General features: G+C 34.9%; 12 protein-coding genes. 8 read left to right on the forward strand and 4 right to left on the reverse strand.

The window, feature by feature from the left end; all coding sequences use genetic code 11:
• Positions 1-40: 40 nt before the first annotated feature.
• Both OYT91_RS08575 and prfA read right to left on the reverse strand, forming a co-directional pair.
• Positions 41-2,242 carry a DUF5723 family protein gene (locus OYT91_RS08575; protein WP_281240314.1) on the reverse strand — a complete coding sequence of 734 codons (2,202 nt, stop codon included), beginning with the start codon at positions 2,240-2,242 and terminating at the stop codon, positions 41-43.
• Positions 2,243-2,372: 130 nt separating this feature from the next.
• Positions 2,373-3,449: a peptide chain release factor 1 gene (prfA, locus tag OYT91_RS08580; protein ID WP_269222150.1), complete on the reverse strand. Its 1,077-nt coding sequence runs from the start codon at positions 3,447-3,449 to the stop codon at positions 2,373-2,375.
• Positions 3,450-4,195: 746 nt separating this feature from the next.
• Here prfA and OYT91_RS08585 point away from each other — a divergent pair.
• The gene (locus OYT91_RS08585; RefSeq protein WP_281240315.1) at positions 4,196-5,656 is read left to right on the forward strand and encodes an FAD-dependent oxidoreductase; all 1,461 of its coding nucleotides are present in this window, start codon (positions 4,196-4,198) and stop codon (positions 5,654-5,656) included.
• Between the two features lie 447 nt (positions 5,657-6,103).
• On the opposite strand, the gene OYT91_RS08590 is transcribed toward OYT91_RS08585, so the two are convergent.
• A complete protein-coding gene (locus tag OYT91_RS08590) occupies positions 6,104-6,304 on the reverse strand; it encodes a dodecin family protein (protein WP_281240316.1) in 201 nt (66 codons plus the stop codon).
• A gap of 381 nt (positions 6,305-6,685) precedes the next feature.
• Positions 6,686-7,378: a carboxylesterase family protein gene (locus OYT91_RS08595; protein ID WP_281240317.1), complete on the reverse strand. Its 693-nt coding sequence runs from the start codon at positions 7,376-7,378 to the stop codon at positions 6,686-6,688.
• 427 nt (positions 7,379-7,805) lie between these two features.
• Between OYT91_RS08595 and OYT91_RS08600 the strand changes: the two genes are divergently transcribed.
• The 7 genes from OYT91_RS08600 to OYT91_RS08630 all read left to right on the forward strand — a co-directional run bounded on the left by OYT91_RS08600 (position 7,806) and on the right by OYT91_RS08630 (position 19,644).
• Positions 7,806-10,097, forward strand: coding sequence for a DNA topoisomerase 3 (locus OYT91_RS08600; RefSeq protein ID WP_281240318.1), 2,292 nt, complete (start codon positions 7,806-7,808; stop codon positions 10,095-10,097).
• Between the two features lie 237 nt (positions 10,098-10,334).
• The gene (locus tag OYT91_RS08605; RefSeq protein WP_281240319.1) at positions 10,335-10,814 is read left to right on the forward strand and encodes a DUF6265 family protein; all 480 of its coding nucleotides are present in this window, start codon (positions 10,335-10,337) and stop codon (positions 10,812-10,814) included.
• A 648-nt stretch (positions 10,815-11,462) separates the two neighbouring features.
• Positions 11,463-12,980 (forward strand): ankyrin repeat domain-containing protein, encoded by a 1,518-nt coding sequence (locus OYT91_RS08610; protein ID WP_281240320.1) that lies wholly within the window; start codon positions 11,463-11,465, stop codon positions 12,978-12,980.
• A gap of 62 nt (positions 12,981-13,042) precedes the next feature.
• Complete coding sequence (locus OYT91_RS08615) at positions 13,043-13,522, forward strand: DUF2271 domain-containing protein (protein WP_269222145.1); 480 nt, start codon at positions 13,043-13,045, stop codon at positions 13,520-13,522.
• A 120-nt stretch (positions 13,523-13,642) separates the two neighbouring features.
• Positions 13,643-15,820: a PepSY domain-containing protein gene (locus tag OYT91_RS08620; RefSeq protein ID WP_281240321.1), complete on the forward strand. Its 2,178-nt coding sequence runs from the start codon at positions 13,643-13,645 to the stop codon at positions 15,818-15,820.
• Between the two features lie 36 nt (positions 15,821-15,856).
• The gene (locus OYT91_RS08625) at positions 15,857-16,858 is read left to right on the forward strand and encodes an FAD:protein FMN transferase (RefSeq protein WP_281240322.1); all 1,002 of its coding nucleotides are present in this window, start codon (positions 15,857-15,859) and stop codon (positions 16,856-16,858) included.
• A 467-nt stretch (positions 16,859-17,325) separates the two neighbouring features.
• A complete protein-coding gene (locus OYT91_RS08630; RefSeq protein WP_281240323.1) occupies positions 17,326-19,644 on the forward strand; it encodes a TonB-dependent siderophore receptor in 2,319 nt (772 codons plus the stop codon).
• Positions 19,645-20,166: the final 522 nt, after the last annotated feature.

Raw genomic sequence — 20,166 nt, forward strand, 5'->3', positions numbered from 1 at the left:
TTCAATAATGAATGGCTTTTTTTTAGAATTAAAAACAAATTTACAATTTGCCTTCATATATAGTTCCTACGTGTATCACTTCGGTTCTTCTGTTTTGGGCTCTTCCTTCGGCAGTTTTATTATCTGCCACCGGCTTAGTCTCTCCATAACCAACATAGGTTAAATTTGCGGGGTTAACTCCTTTGGCTACTAAAGCGTCCATTACCACTTTGGCTCTAGCTTCAGAAAGTTTTTGATTTGCCTTGTCATTTCCTACACTGTCGGTATGCCCTTCAATAGAGAATTTTGCATTTGGATAATTTTTGATAATATCTTTAATTGCATCCAATCTACCATCTGTTTCTCCTTTGTCAGCCGTTTTCAAAATCGCTTTTCCAGTTACAAAGAATACGGCTCTTGCCTGAACTTTAAGTTCTTTCAACACTTCTTGAGTTACTTCGGGACAACCTTTATTACTTACAGGACCAGGAACTGTAGGACATTCATCCTCTTTGTCCACTACACCATCTTTGTCTGCATCATTTTCTGGACAACCAAAATTAGCTACCAATCCTTTTTCGTTTGGACATTTATCGTCTTTATCCAAAACAGAATCTCCATCCGTATCTGGCCATGGGCAACCTTTGTTTTCAACAGGCCCTGCAACGGTTGGACATGCATCAACATTATCCATCACAGTATCTTTGTCGGCATCTCCCCAAGGACAACCTTTGTTCTCAACTGGTCCAGCAACCGTCGGGCATGCATCATCTTTATCAACTACAGTATCCGCATCGGTATCTGGCCATGGACAACCTTTGTTTTCAATAGGTCCAGCTACTTTTGGACAATCGTCGTATTTATCTAAAACTCCATCCTCATCGGTATCTTTAAATTTATGCTGATATACTGGAATTTTCAAACCAAAATACACATCTGCTCCTTTTGATTCTTTCGAAAGCCAGTTGGTAATTACAGAGCTTGAACCCACAAACATTGGTCCAAATCGCAATCCCGTCCCAACTTGCATTCCGCTGTATTCCATATAATTTACTGGAAGAGAAAACGTAAACCATTTGGTTTCGTATCTTGGTGTCAAAATATAAGTATTTGCTGAACTGGTTTTACCCATAGCTGATTTGTCTACCATACTAATATTCCCATTCAAGTTCAAATAGAATTTTTTGTACATATTCCAATCTGCATCCAAGTGCAATACGGTTGGCAAATTGGCTTTTATATTTTTATAAACCGTTTCAGGAGTTCCATAATGAAGTTCAAGAAAATCACCAAGATTATCTGCGTCATCAATTTCTTGTTGAGTAACCACACCATTAATAGTATACAAATCTTCTTTCGAATTTTTATATGTAATAGAACCAATATCTGTAATAGACAAACCAAAACGCAATTTGTATTTATTTAGGTCTTTAAAATTATTATCTACCGCTTTTGCATTATTCAAATCATAAGATGCATAATCCGGTCTCCATTCGTAAATAAAACCCAAATCAGCTCCGAAACCAGTTGAGTTTGTATCAAATTTATAATCTGCATCTCCAACTATAACATCCTGACTGCTTCCTATTGTAAGAGTCCCTGTTGTAGCCAAAAAACTTGTCAAAGGATTGCTTGTCTGAACAAATGCTGATGTTACGTTACTCCCTTTTACATACGAATTAAAGCCACCGATCAAATATTTCGCAGTCAAACCACCTTTTAGAAAATGTTGATTATTTTGCCATAGAACTGCTGCATAAGAAGCTCCAACCTCACCCCATGTTTGACCTGCCGTATTTGGGCTTCCTACATTAATATTAAAGCTATTGGCATCATCCAAACCATCTTTTAATTGATTGTATAGATCCCCATTGATATCCGTTGCATTCACTACTGCTCTAGCTCTAGTAAAAATAGCAATCGCATGTTTTGGCGCAATATTAAACATGAAAGAAGGTCCCATCACATCTGAATACAAAATTCCTCCATTTTTTTTCAAAGGCGTTTGAACACCGTCTTTATTGGCATCATAACTGCTTTTTGACAAATCAAATAAGCTTAGCCCATAAAAATCATTGTTTAAGGAACCGCTAACAGAAAAAATATTAATGTCGGTTTTAAAACGAGAATCTACAATAGACGCTGGGTTAAAAAGTACGCCTTGCACTCCAGCATAATTATCCGGAATATAACCCATATACGACTGGGCATTTATTTGCAAAACTGAAAATAGAACGATTAAAAAAAGTAATGATTTTTTCATCAAGTTGATTTTAGGTTAATTTAGATTTAATTTTGTAATTTATTTAGTAGGAATTTATACAAAATGGACAAAAAAAACACTTAATTGATTTTTTCTTCAATTAAGTGTTTGGTTTGAATACGGCTTAGTATTAAAAAACTTCGCTCGCTTCTTTTAATTTTTCCATGTTGTTCACCAATTGTAATTCGTCAACAATTTTCTGAATATCACCATTCATGATGTTACCCAAATCATATAATGTCAATCCTACACGGTGATCTGTTACACGACCTTGCGCATAATTATAGGTACGAATTTTAGCCGAACGGTCACCAGAACTTACTTGCGAAGTACGTTTTGTGGCATCTTCTGCTTGTTTCTTGGCTAATTCTTGTTCGTATAAACGGGAACGCAATACACCAAAAGCCTTGTCTTTGTTTTTGTGTTGCGATTTTTGATCTTGACATTGCGCCACCAAACCAGTTGGAATGTGTGTCAATCGTACTGCCGATTTCGTAGTATTTACTGACTGTCCACCAGGTCCTGAGGAACAAAAGAAATCCACACGTACATCATTCATATCAATCTGTACATCAAATTCCTCTGCTTCCGGAAGCACCATAACCGTTGCTGCCGAGGTATGTACACGCCCTTGTGTTTCCGTTTGAGGCACACGTTGCACACGGTGCACACCAGCTTCAAACTTCAACGTACCGTATACATCTTCTCCTGTAACCTCAAAGATCACCTCTTTGAAACCACCAGATGTTCCTTCGTTCATATCCACAACCGAAGTTCTCCATCCTCTGCCTTCACAATATTTAGTGTACATTCTAAATAAATCTCCCGCAAAGATACTTGCCTCATCGCCACCAGTACCTGCACGAATCTCCACCATCACGTTTTTAGCATCTTCCGCATCTTTAGGAATCAACATAAATTTGATTTCTTCTTCCAATTTTGGCAAACGTTCTTTGGCTTCTTCCAATTGCATTTTGGCCATTTCGGTCATATCCGCATCACTACCATCGGCAATAATTTCGTTGGCTTCGTCTATATTGGCCAATAACAAAATGTATTCTTCTCTTTTATCTACTAATGCCTTAATACTTTTGTATTCTTGGTTGAGTAGTACATAACGTTTTTGATCTGCGATCACATCAGGCTGAATAATCAAATCTGATATCTCATCGAAACGTTGTTTTGCATATTGAAGTCTATCTAACATCTTTATAAATCTTTATTTCTTCTAAAATATATTTTTTTAGCCAAAAGGCTGAAGGAACCTCGAATAGGATTTTCGTATATTCATTACATAAAAAACCCTAATTCAGTTCGGACTGCAAAAGTACAAAAAAAAGCTTTCCTTTTATAGTGTTCTTTTCTGGAAATTTAGCAGGCCAAAACACCCCACTTTTTTTAAAGCTCAAGACAGGAAACCGTTTGCCATTCCTATAAAATCTGTTACAATTTCAATTTCAAAATCACATAAAAAACAACTTAAAACCGCAACTTCTCATTCCGCACATCACATAACTTAAAATTAAAACACCCTTTTTTCGACACAATCAATACCAAAACAACAATAAGGAGCTTTTTCCCATCATCCGTTGCAAGCTTTTCGGTTTCAAACCCTTTTTCTAGGCGCTGGCAGGAGCTTCCGTTGGTCGCTCTGCCACCACCAGAAAAAAGTGGTTTTCAACTCTCAAAGGCTTTCCACTACTACTGGGGCTAGGCATTTTTGGTCAAAAACAACATTTGAAAAATATCAAAATCAGAAAATTTAAAAGGTACTGTCTAAAAAAAACAAATGTACCCCTTTAGACAATCGTCATTAAATTATACCTTTGGAGCAATGCAAAAATTTTAAAATTTAGTGATCGTAAAACAATTAAAGTCAAATTCATTATTTTACAATTAGACTCAACATCATTTCAATAAAAGGCAATCCAAATCAAGAAAAATAAACAGGAAGTGAAAAAGGTAAAAAATTCAGCCACAAGCTGGACTATTTGTCCCGAATGTCAGGGACGCGGCAAAAAAAGTCGAGGACTTAGCAGCAAAGCACGCCGCCAATACCAGATAGCATTCGAGCAATTTGAAAAATCGAATGACGAAGGAACTCCACCCGTTCGTCCAAAAGGACACCTGCACACCTGCACAAACTGCTCCGGATCTGGATTGATTCCTACCGATAATCCCCCACTGGCAGACAAAGAAAACTACCCACACATTGCCATCATTGGTGGCGGCATCGGAGGAGTAGCTTTGGCTGTGGCTTGTTTGCACCGCGGAATCCCTTTTACCCTTTATGAACGCGATACCCATTTTGAGGCTCGATCTCAAGGCTACGGACTTACTTTGCAACAGGCCAGTAAAGCAATCGAGGAATTGGGAATTTTTTCGCTTGAAGAAGGAGTCATTTCGACAAGACACGTAGTTCATACAACAGAAGGAAAAGTAATTGGGGAATGGGGAATCCGAAAATGGATACAGTCGGAAGTAAAACCAGCTCCCAAACGCACAAACATACATATCGCTCGGCAGTCCTTGCGTTTAGCTTTGCTGGAGCAACTCGGCGGGCATACCGCAGTACAATGGGGACATCAACTACTCGGTTTTGAGGAACGGGAGGGTGATGGTGTTGATTTGAGTTTTCAAGTCAACGGTACAATAAAGAGCGCCAAAGCAGATCTTGTGGTGGGTGCCGACGGTATTCGGAGTTCGGTGCGAAAATTACTGATTGGTGATGACAGCACCCCATTACGTTACCTAGGATGTATTGTGATTTTGGGTATTTGCCCGTTGCAAGCGCTTGAAGAATTTTCTAGTTCTTTACTGGATTCGGCCACTGTATTTCAAACGGCCAATGGCCATGAGCGCATCTACATTATGCCTTACACATCAGACACGGTGATGTGGCAACTGAGTTTCCCAATGCCAGAAAAAGAGGCCAAAGCCTTAAGCGCCAAAGGACCTCGAGCACTCAAGGAAGAAGCATGTAAAAGAACGCAATGGCACGAGCCTATCCCGGCCATTTTGACCGCAACTTTAGAAGCCCAGATTTCGGGCTATCCGGTGTACGATCGCGAATTACTGACTACCGATTTATTGGCGACAGCAGGACAAGTGACTCTAATTGGTGATGCGGCTCACCCAATGAGCCCCTTCAAAGGTCAGGGAGCAAATCAAGCGTTGCTGGACGCGCTCTCACTGGCTCGTGAAATTTCAAAAGGATGCAACTCTTCATCGCATTGGCGATTGTCCGGAATACGAAAAAGTGTCTTAACCGCATTTGAATCCGAAATGGTCGAGCGTTCTGCTTCAAAAGTGAAAGGTTCAGCAGAAGCCGCCGCATTCCTGCATTCCGAAATCGTGCTATATGAAGGTGACGAACCCAGAGGACGCTGCATCACGAAAAATGAAAATGAATAAGGCTATAAAACTACTACTACAGTTTCCCGTAATCTCCTTAGAACAAAAGGACTAATTTTAAAAAAAACAATTCAGTATTTCCTACACTGGTATTCGTTCGCAACTCGGATACTTTGTCCTAAATTTAATACGTTCAGTTTTTTTTATATTTAGAATATAATGTTATAAAAAAACTAGAATATTGTTTTTAAAACACTTAAACTGTAGTGAGCTGCTTTGCAAACACTACAATTTATCTTTACAATTTATACAGGTACTCTCTGCACAAGCCACCAGAAAAAAAGAACAAAAGATTACTAGTCTGAAGTATATCATTCTGAATCTATATGAAAAACATTTTTTTATAGCATATTCTTATTGTAAAAATGTATTTTTAAGTTAGCCAAAAATAAAAAGGTACTCGTATTAAACGAGTACCTGAGTGAGCTTAATAAAATTGCAGTGCAATTAATCCAATTCAAAAGTGATTTTTAGATTTACACGAAATTCAGTTACTTTTCCATTTTTAACTGAAGCACTTTGATCTTGTACATAAACAGAGCGGATGTTTTTTACAGTTTTTGATGCTTTTTCAACTGCTGTGCTAGTTGCATCTTCCCAGCTTTTTTCTGAACTAGAAAGTACTTCGATAACTTTTAATACTGACATAACTTTTTGATTTAGAATTAGAACATTAAATTTAAATAAAAAAAATAAATTATTAGCATTTTTTCTACCTAAATCACTACCATTCAATATGATATGTTTACCCCTGCTGCTGCAACGAATACCTATTTCAATTAAAAGTTAAATCATTATTTTAATAAAGTGGATCGCTAAAATAGAAGTGTTTTTAATAACTATGCTTCTATTTGTCATTTTTTCATAAATACAACATTTAAAATAAGACAATATCAGAGAACATAGCACTTTTGCTCCAAATTAAATATCTGGAGAATACCAAGATTAGCATACAAAAGGAAATTGCTATTCTGTAAAAACGAACAGTAGTGGAAGAATTAAATTTTCCCTAAATAAGATAGTCCTTTTTTAAGGCAAAAATTTACGTTGACTCAGCATCCAATTGTAAATTTTGTCTTCTCTAAAAAAACGTTCTACACTACCGTGATTACCGCCTTTAACAATGGTAAAAGTAAGGTTAGCATCGGGCTTGCAGGTCTGAATCGCTTTGACCATTTTTTTGGATGCCGAAATTGGCACTATGTAATCTCTGTTACCGTGAATCACCCACAAAGGAAGTGTGGCCAGATTGCAAGCATCTTTTGTGTTACCGCCTCCACAAATTGCGACTGCAGCAGTAATTTTTTCGGGATATTTCCCTGCAAAATCAAAAGTACCGTAACCACCCAAACTCATTCCGCATACATAAACGCGAGACAAATCGGTATTGTAGTTGTTCTGCACATATTCTAAAAGTTTCAAAAGCTTGTCTGGATTCCAAGCTCCCGACGACACTTGTGGAGCAACGACTATAGCAGGAATTTCTTTTCCGCTTTCGATGGCTCGAATGACTCCGTACCGTTTTACACGATTCAAATTTGTGCCAGACAAACTTTTCCCGTGCAAAAATAAAATGATAGGCGCTTTGTTATCCAAAACCTCCTGATTGGGCAAGTTAATCCAAAAAGGATAATCGGTCTTATCTGTAATTGCTTGTAATTGCGCTTGGACTGTAGGAATGGAACCAAGGATAAATAGGTAAAATAAAAAATAAAATCGCATTAATTTGGGTTGTTATTTTGGTATGGGTGCGCAAATTAAGTTTTTATAATCAATGGCACCAATTTTTTTGAAATTTAATCCGGATAAACAGCGTATACCATCGCTAATTTTTCCAAAGGTGGTGTCTAATTTTATACATAGTTGTATTTAAACATTGTAATGTTAGAGTTTGATTTATTGCATTCACCTAATTTTATTGCATTTCCTATCCCAATTATAACGTACTGCTTGCCAAAATATCATTTATCCAATCGATTTTATATTGTGGATTATCGCTTTTTGAGGACTATAAGATTTGAAATCAAAGACCATCAATTATTTTATCATTTAAAAAACATTGACCTATCCCAGTTCATAACTCCATAAAATTTCATTTCAATACCAATTTCTAAATTCCTAATTTGCGGCTTCAAATAAGAAGTAAAAAATGAAGGTCTGTATTGCCGAAAAACCAAGTGTAGCACGCGAAATCGCATCCGTTTTGGGAGCCAATACCAAACATGATGGGTATTACGAAGGCAATGGCTATCAGGTCACTTATACTTTTGGGCATCTTTGTACCTTAAAAGAACCGAACGATTACAAACCCCACTGGAAAAGCTGGGACTTGAACAACCTGCCCATGCTTCCCGACAAATTTGAAACCAAAGTTGTCGAAAATTCAGGAATACAAAAGCAATTCAGAATCGTAAAATCTTTATTTGACAAAGCCGAATTGGTTATTAACTGCGGGGATGCTGGACAAGAAGGAGAACTCATTCAGCGCTGGGTCATGAATGAAGCCCATTATAAAGGCGAAGTAAAACGCTTGTGGATTTCATCCTTAACCACCGAAGCCATCAAAGAAGGTTTTGACAACCTAAAACCATCTGCCAACTACGATAATTTATACTATGCAGGGTTTTCTAGAGCCATTGGCGACTGGTTATTGGGTATGAACGCCACGCGTTTGTATACCGTAAAACATGGTGGATACAAACAAGTGCTGTCTATCGGACGGGTGCAAACGCCAACCTTAGCCATGGTGGTAGACCGCTTTTTGGCCATTGAAAATTTCAAACCTCAACCCTACTGGGAATTACAAACTTTATATAGAGAAACACTTTTTAGTTATGAGGAAGGTCGTTTTCTAAATAAAGAAGATGGTGAGCTTCTCGCCGATAAAGTTAAAGAAAGTGACTTTGAAATTGTTGCTGTCGAAAAAAAGAATGGTAATGAGTATGCCCCAAAATTATTCGATTTAACAGGTTTACAAGTATATTGCAATACCAAATTTGGTTTTACAGCAGATGAAACACTAAAAATCGTTCAGACATTGTATGAACAAAAAGTAGTCACTTACCCGAGAGTCGATACCACGTTTTTACCAAACGATATCTATCCAAAAGTACCTGGTATTTTGCAAAATTTAACCAATTACGCTACGTTGACACAGCCACTTTTGGAAAAAAAAATAAAAAAATCGCCTAAAGTTTTCAACGATAAAAAAGTAACGGATCACCATGCAATTATCCCGACTGGCATACAAAGTAATTTGCAATACAATCAGCAGCAAGTGTATGATATTATTACAAAACGTTTTATTGCGGTCTTTTATGATGATTGTTTAGTAGCCAACACTACTGTAACTGGAAAAGCAGCCGATGTATTATTTAAAACCACCGGAAAAGAAATCTTAAAAAAAGGATTTCGAATTGTCTTTGAAGACCCAAACGCCAAAGAAAAAGAAGCCGATATTCTGCCAAGTTTTGTTGTGGGTGAAAAAGGGCCGCACGAACCCTCCTTTTTAGAAAAGGAAACCAAACCACCCAATCAGTTTACCGAGGCTACCCTATTGCGTGCCATGGAAACTGCTGGCAAGCAAGTCGATGATGAAGATTTGCGTGAACTGATGAAAGAAAACGGTATCGGACGACCATCTACACGGGCCAATATTATTGAAACTCTTTTTAGACGCCAATACATCATTCGAAACAAAAAACAAGTTTTGCCAACACCAACAGGGATTCAGTTGATTGAAACCATTCAAAATGAATTAATAAAGTCGGCAGAGCTTACCGGTTCTTGGGAAAAACAATTGAAAGATATTGAAAAAGGGGAGTTTACCGCTGGTGCATTCATAAACAATATGAAACAGATGGTAGAAGCCTTGGTATACGAAGTACGAAGTGAAACTAAGCGTGCCAATATTTCGCATGCAGGAAGTATTCAAAAACAAGTTGCCACCATAGAGAAAAAGAAAGCGGCCGGAATTCTGGCGGAAATCTGTCCGAAATGCAAAAAAGGAAGCTTGATAAAAGGGAAATCGGCTTATGGTTGCAGTGAATACAAAGCGGATTGTAGTTTTGTATTGCCGTATAGTTTTGCCGAGAAAAAAATATCAGAGAATCAATATTTGAGATTGCTTCAAAAAGGTTCTACCGTAAATTTAAAAGATTTCAAAACCGATATCGGTACTGTGGAAGGTTTGCTCCGTTTTGATGAAAATTTCAAATTGATATTAGAACCAAAGAAAACTGCCCTAAAACCAACACCTGATGAATTAACGTGTCCGAAATGCAAAAAAGGAACAGTTCTAAAAGGAAAAACGGCTTATGGCTGCGGCGATTATAAATTGGGATGTGATTTTAAAGTGACTTTTGATGTAGTTAGAGAAAAACTAAAAGACCAAAAACCAACTAAAGAACTGGTTTACAAAATTTTAATAGACAACATTTAAAACATATAAGCCATATAGGTAAAAAACAAGTTTGTTAGATTGTCCAAAAGAAAATAGAAGTGAATACCTTGATTGTAATAGGTAACTTTTATTAAATGAACTGTTTTTACCTTTATTCTATTCAAATTAAAAACTTATATGACTTATAGAGTAAGCCTTTGATTCAAAAATTTAAAGACATCACTAATCTATTTTTTCTTAATTTAGCCTTTCTAACAACATTAAATAGTTACTCAAATGTTTCAAAAAATAACCCTTATATTGCTTTTATTAGCCATTGTTTCCTGTAAAAACTCGGAATCAAATGAAAAAGACAAAATAAAATCGGCCAACTGGTTGCTTGGAAAATGGGAAACCAAAACCGCTGATGGCACGCTTTCCGAAAGCTGGAAACAACTCAATGACAGTACTTTTCAAGGAGAATCTTTTTTCATCAAAAACAAAGATACTTTGCATTTTGAGACAATAAAATTGCAACAAAAAAGAGAAGAATTATTTTATTACGCCAAGGTAAAAGGACAAGACAATGATAAACCTGTTCCTTTTAAAATGACAATTGCAACCGAAAAACAACTGGTTTTTGAAAATCCTAAACACGATTATCCGCAAAAAATCAACTATAACCAAATAACAAAAGACAGCATGATTGCTGAAATTTCTGGAGTTCAACTCGGGAAACCAACTTCGGAAAAATTTGGAATGAAGAAAATAGAGTAAAAGACAACTTTTTAATCCAGTACCAAAACGCAACTACACAACACTGTTTTTTTTTATAAATAAAATTAAAAAGACGTTTATGTATGCTTTTTTATTTTTTTTAAAATCTTTTAAAATACCTTCTTATTTTAAATCACTTGTTTTTAGTTAAAATTAACTCGTTGGGTGTAATTCATAAAATTTTTATAAAACACATAAAAACATAGACTTTATTTTAAAAAAGAATATCAAAAAGAAATATATTTCTTACGCATAGATCACTATGTGTGTTTAAAATAAGTGAAACGCCTCTTTTTTGAACTTAGAAAATCTAAGTTTTTAAGTGTTTAAAATAATTGCACCCAACGGGTTAAACTTAGCTTTCATTAATGACAAACAAAAAATGCAAAAATTGTTTTTAAAATAATAAAGAACAACCAAATTACCAATAATTCCATTACAACTTTAAACCTTTTTATTTTTTAGTAGTCCAAAACAAAAAATTAAACCCATAAAACAATTGTCAATGTATTATTTATTTTTACATTTGTATTATTTTTATTTATTCTAAATAAGAATATTATCGATTTAATTTTTTTCAAACAAAGAAGAAAACCCATTTTATGAGCTATCTCAATTAAGGGCAATTCTTCAAAAAAAATAACTCTTATGAAAAATATTTTTTTAATTTCTTTTTCCATTTTCATCGTTGTATTTGCAAATGCGCAACAAAAAAATACGCTTTTGGAACAATCCTTTTGGAAAACGTCCCCGGATGTTGCAACAGTACAAACTGAAATCGCAAAGGGCAACAATCCTTCTGCATTAAATGACAGATCCTTTGATGCAGTAGTCATGGCAATTAACAACGATGCTCCTAACGCCACTATAAAATTCTTATTGGAACAACCTGGAAATGGAGTCAATAAATCGACACACGATAATCGTATTTACTTGCACTGGGCCTCTGGAAAAGGAAATCTAGAAATCATAGAATACCTTATCGCCAAAGGTTCAGATCTTACTTTAGAAGACAGTCACGGTGCCTTGCCAATAACTTCCGCAGCAAATAATGGCGTAAACACTACCGCTGTTTATGAAGCTTTTTTTAAAGCTGGGGTAGACCCAAAGAAAAAATACGCCAATGGAACCAATTTGTTACTAATGGCTATTCCTTTTGACAAAGACTTAACACTTCCCAACTATTTCGTTTCCAAAGGAATGTCTTTCAAAGATATAGACCAAGATGGCAGTACAGCATTTGATTGTGCTGCAAGAACTGGAAACTTAACTTTATTAAAATTAATTTTAGAAAAAGGGGTTCAACCAACCGATAATGCAATACTATTTGCTGCTCAAGGTTCACGAAGAGATGCTAATACATTAGAAACCTACAAATACCTGATTGAAGACTTAAAACTTAAGCCAACTGTTACTAACAATGACGGACAAAATGCACTTCATTTTTTAGTAACAAAAGCGAAACAAACAGAAATCATCAATTACTTTCTAGCAAAAGGAATAGAGGCAAACAAACCTGATAATGATGGCAACACACCGTTAATGATTGCCGCTTCGGTAAGAGATTACAATGGAACTTTAGAGCAATTACTACCGATTATAAAAAACATAAATGCACAAAACAAAAAAGGAGAATCGGCTTTGACTAAAGCCATACAAACTGGAACTCCTGAAAACGCATCGCTACTTTTGGATAAGGGTGCAGTTATAAATGTTTTGGACAAAAACGGTAATAATTTAGCCTTTTATCTGATTGATTCGTATCGACCACAAATGGGAATGGGCCGAGGTCCTGAAACTAGTAATGGTCAAAAGCAAGATCCTTTTACTTCCAAAATAAAACTACTTCAAGATAAAGGATTAAACTTGGCAACTCCACAAAAAGATGGCAATACATTATACCATTTTGCAATTATCAAAAATGATATAAATTTACTTAAAAAAATAGCTGATCTAAATATAGATGTAAATGCCAAAAACAAAGATGGTTTAACCGCATTGCACAAAGCTGCAATGATTTCTAAAGATGATAGCATTCTAAAATACCTACTAACTATTGGAGCAAAAAAAGAAATTAAGACCGAGTTTGACGAAAGTGTATATACTTTAGCAAAAGAAAATGAATCCCTTACAAAAAATAAAATCGATTTAGAATTTTTAAAATAACAATGAAAAAGTACTAAATAAAAAATACGTTCCAAACTCAAAATCCATAATTCAAAACATAAATGAAATCAATACTAAAAATAAGCCTAATTGCATTAATCTGCATTTCATCTTTCCAAGCCTCAGCACAAACCAGCAAATACAAATGCATGCTACAAATGTCTAATTATATGGGGGAAGGAGCCTATATCGTGGTTTCAATTGTTAATGCCAAAGGCGAATACGACAAAACCCTTTATGTAATGGGGGATAACAAAAAATGGTATAAAACCCTTAAGGAATGGCATAAATTCTATTCTAAAAAACCAACGGATATCAGTGCGAAAACTGGCGCCTCTGTTACTGGTGGTGACCGTAGCATTACAACTCTGGAAATTGAAGACAACAAAATTAACAAAGGATATAAATTACGCTTTGAAACAGCAGTAGAAGACAATAAATACTACACATCGGATCTTGAAATCCCATTAACTACCGAAGGAATTGCGGCTAAAACTGAAGGTAAAGGTTATATTCGCTACGTAAGATTGAATAAAATATAAATGTTTAACTTTTTTATCTGCTAAAATTTGCTAAATCTGAGTGTTATTGTTTTTACTAAGATTTAATAGATTTTAGCAGATTTTTTTTCCAACCAATAATTCCTAAAACACAATTTATCAATGACTCTTTCTTTTTGGCGTTATTCACACTTGGCTTTGGCTTTGTTTTCATCTTTGTTTTTGATATTGGCATCCATTACAGGAACCTTGCTTGCGCTAGATGCTATTCAAGAGAAAACACTACCCTACAAAGTTGAAAATTTCGAAAAAATAACACTTGGCGAAACCTTACCGATACTACGCAAAACCTATCCAGAAATAACCGAATTAAGCATTGACCACAATCAATTTGTTACACTTCAAGCCATTGATCAAAACGACAATGATGTAAATGCATATATTGACCCAAGAACGGGCAAAATAATAGGCAGTCCCATAAAAAAAAGTGAATTTATCCATTGGGTTACAGCGCTACATCGTTCTTTATTCCTCAAAGAAACTGGGCGGTTTATTGTCGGGGTTATTTCGTTTCTGTTAGCTCTCATTTCTATTTCGGGATTTGCATTACTACTTAACCGACAAAGAACTATTCGCGGGTTTTTCTCAAAAATCATAAAAGAAAACTTTGCTCAATATTATCATATCTTTTTAGGAAGATTATCATTAATTCCCATTCTAATTATTGCACTTTCAGGAACATTTTTAACTCTGGAAAAATTTAATTTCTTTATCGAAAAAAAAGAAACCAATTCAGAAGTCAAAACTAGTGTTTCAAAACAGGCTCCTGTTCTCAATAGTATCTTATTGTCAGATATCCAGAAAATAGAATTTCCTTTTTCAGACGATCCCGAAGAGTATTATAATATTAAATTAAATGACCGTGAAATCGAAGTCAATCAAATCACTGGGATAATCATTAGGGAAACAACACCTTCCATTACAACTCAATTATCAAACTTGAGCCTTGATTTACATACAGGTCGAGCCAGTATTTTATGGGCTTTACTTTTAGGAATAGCGAGTTTAAATATTCTCTTTTTTATCTACTCCGGTTTTGCCATGACCCTAAAACGAAGGTCGAATCGCATTAAAAACAAGTTCAAAGCCGAAGAAAGTAAATTCATTTTATTGGTTGGTTCAGAAAACGGCAGTACACTTCGATTTGCAAATGCCATTCAAAAACAATTACTGGCCTATGGAGAAAAAGCTTTTATTGCGGAGTTAAATGCTTATTCGTCTTTTCCAAAAGCGGAACATCTTCTCCTATTTACCTCGACACATGGATCGGGAGACGCGCCTTCGAATGCAAGTAAATTTTCAGAACTGCTTAACAAAATTGAACAAAAGCAAAAAATCAAAGTTTCGGTGATTGGTTTTGGTTCAAAAGCCTATCCTGATTTTTGCGGTTATGCTCGTGAAATTGACAACTTGTTGGCTAAACAAATTTGGACCGAACGCATTTTAGAATTACAAACGATAAACGATAAATCGGCTGTAGAATTTGTAAGCTGGGTTAAATTATGGAGTGCCAAAACTGGAATTCCCCTTTCTACTACCCCGTCAATATACAATGATGTTCCGAAAGATTTGGAAAAATTGGTGGTACTAGAAAAAACAACTATTGCAAGTAACGGATTTACCTTTATACTAACTCTTAAGACGATTAGAAATACAAAATTTGAATCAGGTGACTTACTGGCTATTTATCCAGAAAATGACTCCCGAGAGCGTCTCTATTCCATCGGAAAGAGCAATGGCAACATACAATTGGCAGTCAAACTGCATCCTTCTGGTATAGGTTCTGGCTATTTATACAATCTCGAACCCGGTGAAGTCATAAAAGCTAGAATCATCAAAAACCCCACTTTTCATTTCCCAAAAAAAGTTACCAAAGTAGCGTTGATTTCAAACGGTACTGGCATCGCACCATTTTTAGGAATGATTGATCAAAACAAGAAAAAAACAGAAATTCATTTGTATTCTGGGTTTCGAAAAGCAACTGAAACCGTTTTAGGATATAAAAAGTTCGCCAATAAAATGATTGAAAAACAGCAACTCAAAAGTTTTAATTTGGCTTTATCCCGAGAAGAAGAACATCACTATGTAATGGATTTAATAAGACGAGATGCCCAATTTTTTATCGATTTGTTAATGAATGGTGGTATTGTAATGCTTTGCGGATCGCTTGCTATGCAAAAGGATGTGGAATCTGTACTTGATGAATTGTGTTTAGCCAAATCAACTACTGGAATTGCATATTATAAATCAAATGGACAAGTGCTATCGGACTGTTATTAGTTTTAAAAATATTGCCACAGATTTAAAATATACTTTATGTCAGTCAAACACCAATTTCTATGTCTTTTTTTAATCCTTTGTTCCTTCACAAGCAACTGCCAAGTCTTACGTAAAAGAACTACCTTACTCATGGGCGGACGATTCGACATTACGATTGTAGCCCAAGATTCGCTTTCGGCAGAACAAAATATAGACGAAGTTATTGCCGAAATCACCCGAATTGAATATTTAATATCCGATTGGAAATCGACCACCCAAATATCCGAAGTAAATCAAAATGCGGGAATTCGTCCTGTAAAAGTAGATCGAGAAGTTTTTGAAATAACACAAAGAGCCATTCATTTTTCTGAAATTACAAACGGAGGCTTCGACATCAGCTTTGCGGCAATGGACCGAATCTGGAAATTTGATGGCTCGATGACCGAAATGCCTTCTGCGGATGCGATTCAAAAATCGATTGAAAAAGTGGGATATAAAAACATCATATTGGACAGTGATCATTCTACTATTTTTTTAAAATTAAAAGGCATGAAAATTGGATTTGGCGCCTTAGGAGAAGGATATGCAACTGATAAATGCAGAGCTATGATGCGGGAAAAAGGAATCAAAGCCGGAATTATAAATGGATCTGGAGACATGAGCACTTGGGGAAAACAGCCTAATGGAAAAGATTGGAATATTGGCATTACAAATCCCTTTAAAACTGATAAACTTATCGCTATTGTTCCAATAAATAATGGTGCAGTTACCACCTCAGGAAACTATGAAAAATTTGTGGTTCTTGATGGGAAACGCTATTCTCATATTATCAATCCAGCAACTGGCTACCCAGCAACAGGCCTATGTAGCGTGACAGTTATCGGTCCAAATGCTGAAACAGCAAATGGCTTAAGTACTTCAATAATGGTATTGGGGATAACTGCAGGTTTGGAATTACTCAACCAATTTCCAGATTATAGTTGTGTAATGATTACAGATGATGGAAAAGTAGTAAAATCAAAAAACTTCCGCATCAAGAAATTTAAGGCAAAACTTTAATATTCGCTTTATCTACTTTCTGTTTTATAGCTTATACTGAATCAAAGATTAAACTAAAATAATCTTATTGTTCAATCTCAATAGAACACCTTTAAAAAATCCTTTTGGTCTTCAGTAAAACCCAAAAGTCACATCCTAACCTTTGATAGGTATTATTCACTTTTTTTTTATTGAAAATCATATAAAAAAACATTATCTATCAGTAACTACTTTCCTTAAATACTAGGGTTTTGAAAGTAAAACTCCAAAAAATAAAATGGCCAAATATTGAAATTCAACAATACAATTTCAATCACACCTCTCATATCCTTGAATTCAAAGCTCAAAAAAAAAAACACAATATCCTGTTTTTCAGTAAACTAAATAATTTATAAAATATTATTAATATTTAGTCTAAATAAGTTTGCTGAATTAAAATGTAGGTTTTATATTTGCATTATTATTTTTACTTATTCCAAATAAACGATATGAAATATATTTTACTACACACCATTTTAATACTTTTTAGCTTTTCTCTACAAGCCCAAGAAGTAGCAAATAATACTTCCAAATCCAATGATAATGAATTGTATTATTTCTCAAATGATAGTTTAAAATCAATTAATGATACTGTAAAAAACAAAAAAGGAAATCAATTAAAAGAAGTTATAGTTACAGCAAACAAACTACCAAAACCAGTTAGCGCAATTCGTTCCGGTTTAAAACCAATGGACACACCACAAAGCGTACAAGTAATTGGATCCGAAATTATCGAACAACAGCAATCTATCCGCTTGAGTGAAGTTTTAAAAAATGCCAATGGAGTTTATGTTGGTTCCGCACGTGGTGGTGCTCAAGAATCATTTTTTTCAAGAGGCTACGACATGACTGCTAACAACATGTTCAAAAATGGTTTCCGATATAATGCAGGGTCTATTCCAGAAGTTTCTTCCCTTGACAAAGTAGAATTTCTAAAAGGGAGTTCGGCTTTATTATATGGAAATGTTGCTCCGGGAGGCATCTTGAATTTGGTTACCAAAACACCTTCTTTCAAAAGTGGTGGCGAAATTACAATGCAGTCAGGAAGCTATGCTTATTACAAACCTTCAGTAGATTTTTATGGTCCTTTAAATAAAAATATTGCATACCGTTTTACAGGTTCATACGAAAATGCTGAAAGTTTTAGAGATGTTGTCAAAAGTGAGCGTATCTATTTTAATCCTTCATTTCTTTTTAATGTTAGTAAAAAAACACAAATTACATTGCAAGGTGATTATTTAGATGCCGATTGGACACCTGATTTTGGAACTGGAATTATTGGAAAAGAAATTTTAGATTTACCTAGATCTAATTTTTACGGAGCGCTTTGGTCAAATGGAAAAACTAAATCATCAAGTGCATCATTACTATTAAATCATGACTTTAATAAAAACTGGAAACTAAATTTTAATACTTCGTTTCAAAATTACGATAGACAATCAAAATCGACGGCACAATTATCTGGTCTAGAAACTTATCCAACACCAGGTGACTGGAACAGATCATTAGTTCAGAATAAAAACTTAGAAAAAATATTTGGCAACCAATTAAGCTTACAAGGCACATTCAAAACTGGAAGTATAAATCACCAAGTATTTACTGGTGTTGATTATGAAAATTCATTTGCTACTGCTTATACTTTTCTTTTTGATGAAAAAGCAGTAATGGTTAATGGAAAATATGTTGCCAATCTTTATGACACCATTAATCTTTATACTTTCGATCCTTCAACACAAAGAAACGATATTCCAAATGCTAGAGTTTCAGCAATAGCAAACACAAACACAGATCGTTTTGGTATTTATTTTCAAGATTTAATTTCTTTTTCTGAGCAAATCAAACTTTTAGCTGGTATTCGTTGGTCTTGGCAAGAATCTCAAGTAATTACAGATACCTATACTATTAATCCAACTTCTGTAACGACAGTAGAGGCTGAAAAGCGAAAAGACCAAGCCTTTACTCCAAAATTAGGATTGGTATATCAACCTACTAAAGAGTTATCATTGTTTGCAAGTTATTCTAGCTCTTTTACCCCAAATACTGGGCTTACAGTTGATGGTGATGTAATAGAAGCTTCAATAATTGACCAATTTGAAATCGGAATAAAAAAAGATTTCTGGAAAGGTATAGTAAGCACCAACGTTACAGTATATCAAATTAACAACAATAATCTAGCACAAACCGCACCTTTTTTGGCTGATGGAGTAACGGTAAACACAAATTCTGCAATTAAACTTTTAGGAGGAGAAACCAAAAGCAAAGGAGTTGAAATTGACATTACAGCCAGACCAATTGAAGGACTTGATATAGTGGCAGGATATAGTTATAATGACATGCGATACACCAAAACTTCAGGAACGAGCGGAAGTTTTGTCGAAGGAGATCGCGTAGCAAGAACGCCAAAAAATACCGCAAATTTAAGTTTCTTCTATACGCTACCATCAGGTATGTTAAAAGGTCTTTCATTTGGAGCCATTGGGAATTATATCGGTGACCGATTAGGTGGTTGGAATGACGATTATCTTTGGACAGAAAATAAACCATCAACTAACCCAAAAACCTATACAGTAACAATCAGAGACCGTGATATTCCACTTCAAGGATATGCTACAATAGATGCAACTTTAGGATATACTTGGAAAAACATCTCTATCCTATGTAAGTTATCAAATATCACAAATGAATTGAATTATACCGTTCATGAAAATTACAGTGTAAACCCAATTGCACCACGTCAGTTTTTAACAAGTTTGCGATATAGGTTCTAAAACCTCAAGTTTAGTTATATTTTTTTTTAAACTTTTTCTGTCCCTTTCATTTTTTTGAAACACAGAAAAAGTTTTTTTTTAATATTATTTTAAAATGATTTACAATTCTCAAAGCTCAGATTCTAGATTAGACTTAACAGACAAAACTAAATTATTCAATAAATGCAATAGCTAACGGACTATTTAAAAAAAAGAAACAAAGTTTATCGAAAACCCAATAAATTAAACCACTATAAACTTAAAGTCCATAGATTGGCTTGGCCAACTGAAAGTCTGCGATGTTGAAAAGTAAAATCCACCGCAAATTCGCAAATTTAAAGACTTTGAAAGAAAAAAAAATTGCGAATTTGCGGTGGATATTTTTATAACCTGAAAGGAAAATACACTAAAGTACATAGTTTCAACTATTTTTGAGACCAATAAAAACTAATGTGTTATTACAATTGCTTTTTGAAATTAAAAACTTGATTTTGAATAATGCATCGAAGATTCCTTTTGACTAAATAAAAAAGCAAATAATTC

This window comes from Flavobacterium praedii, assembly GCF_026810365.1.
GTDB classification, from domain to species: domain Bacteria; phylum Bacteroidota; class Bacteroidia; order Flavobacteriales; family Flavobacteriaceae; genus Flavobacterium; species Flavobacterium praedii.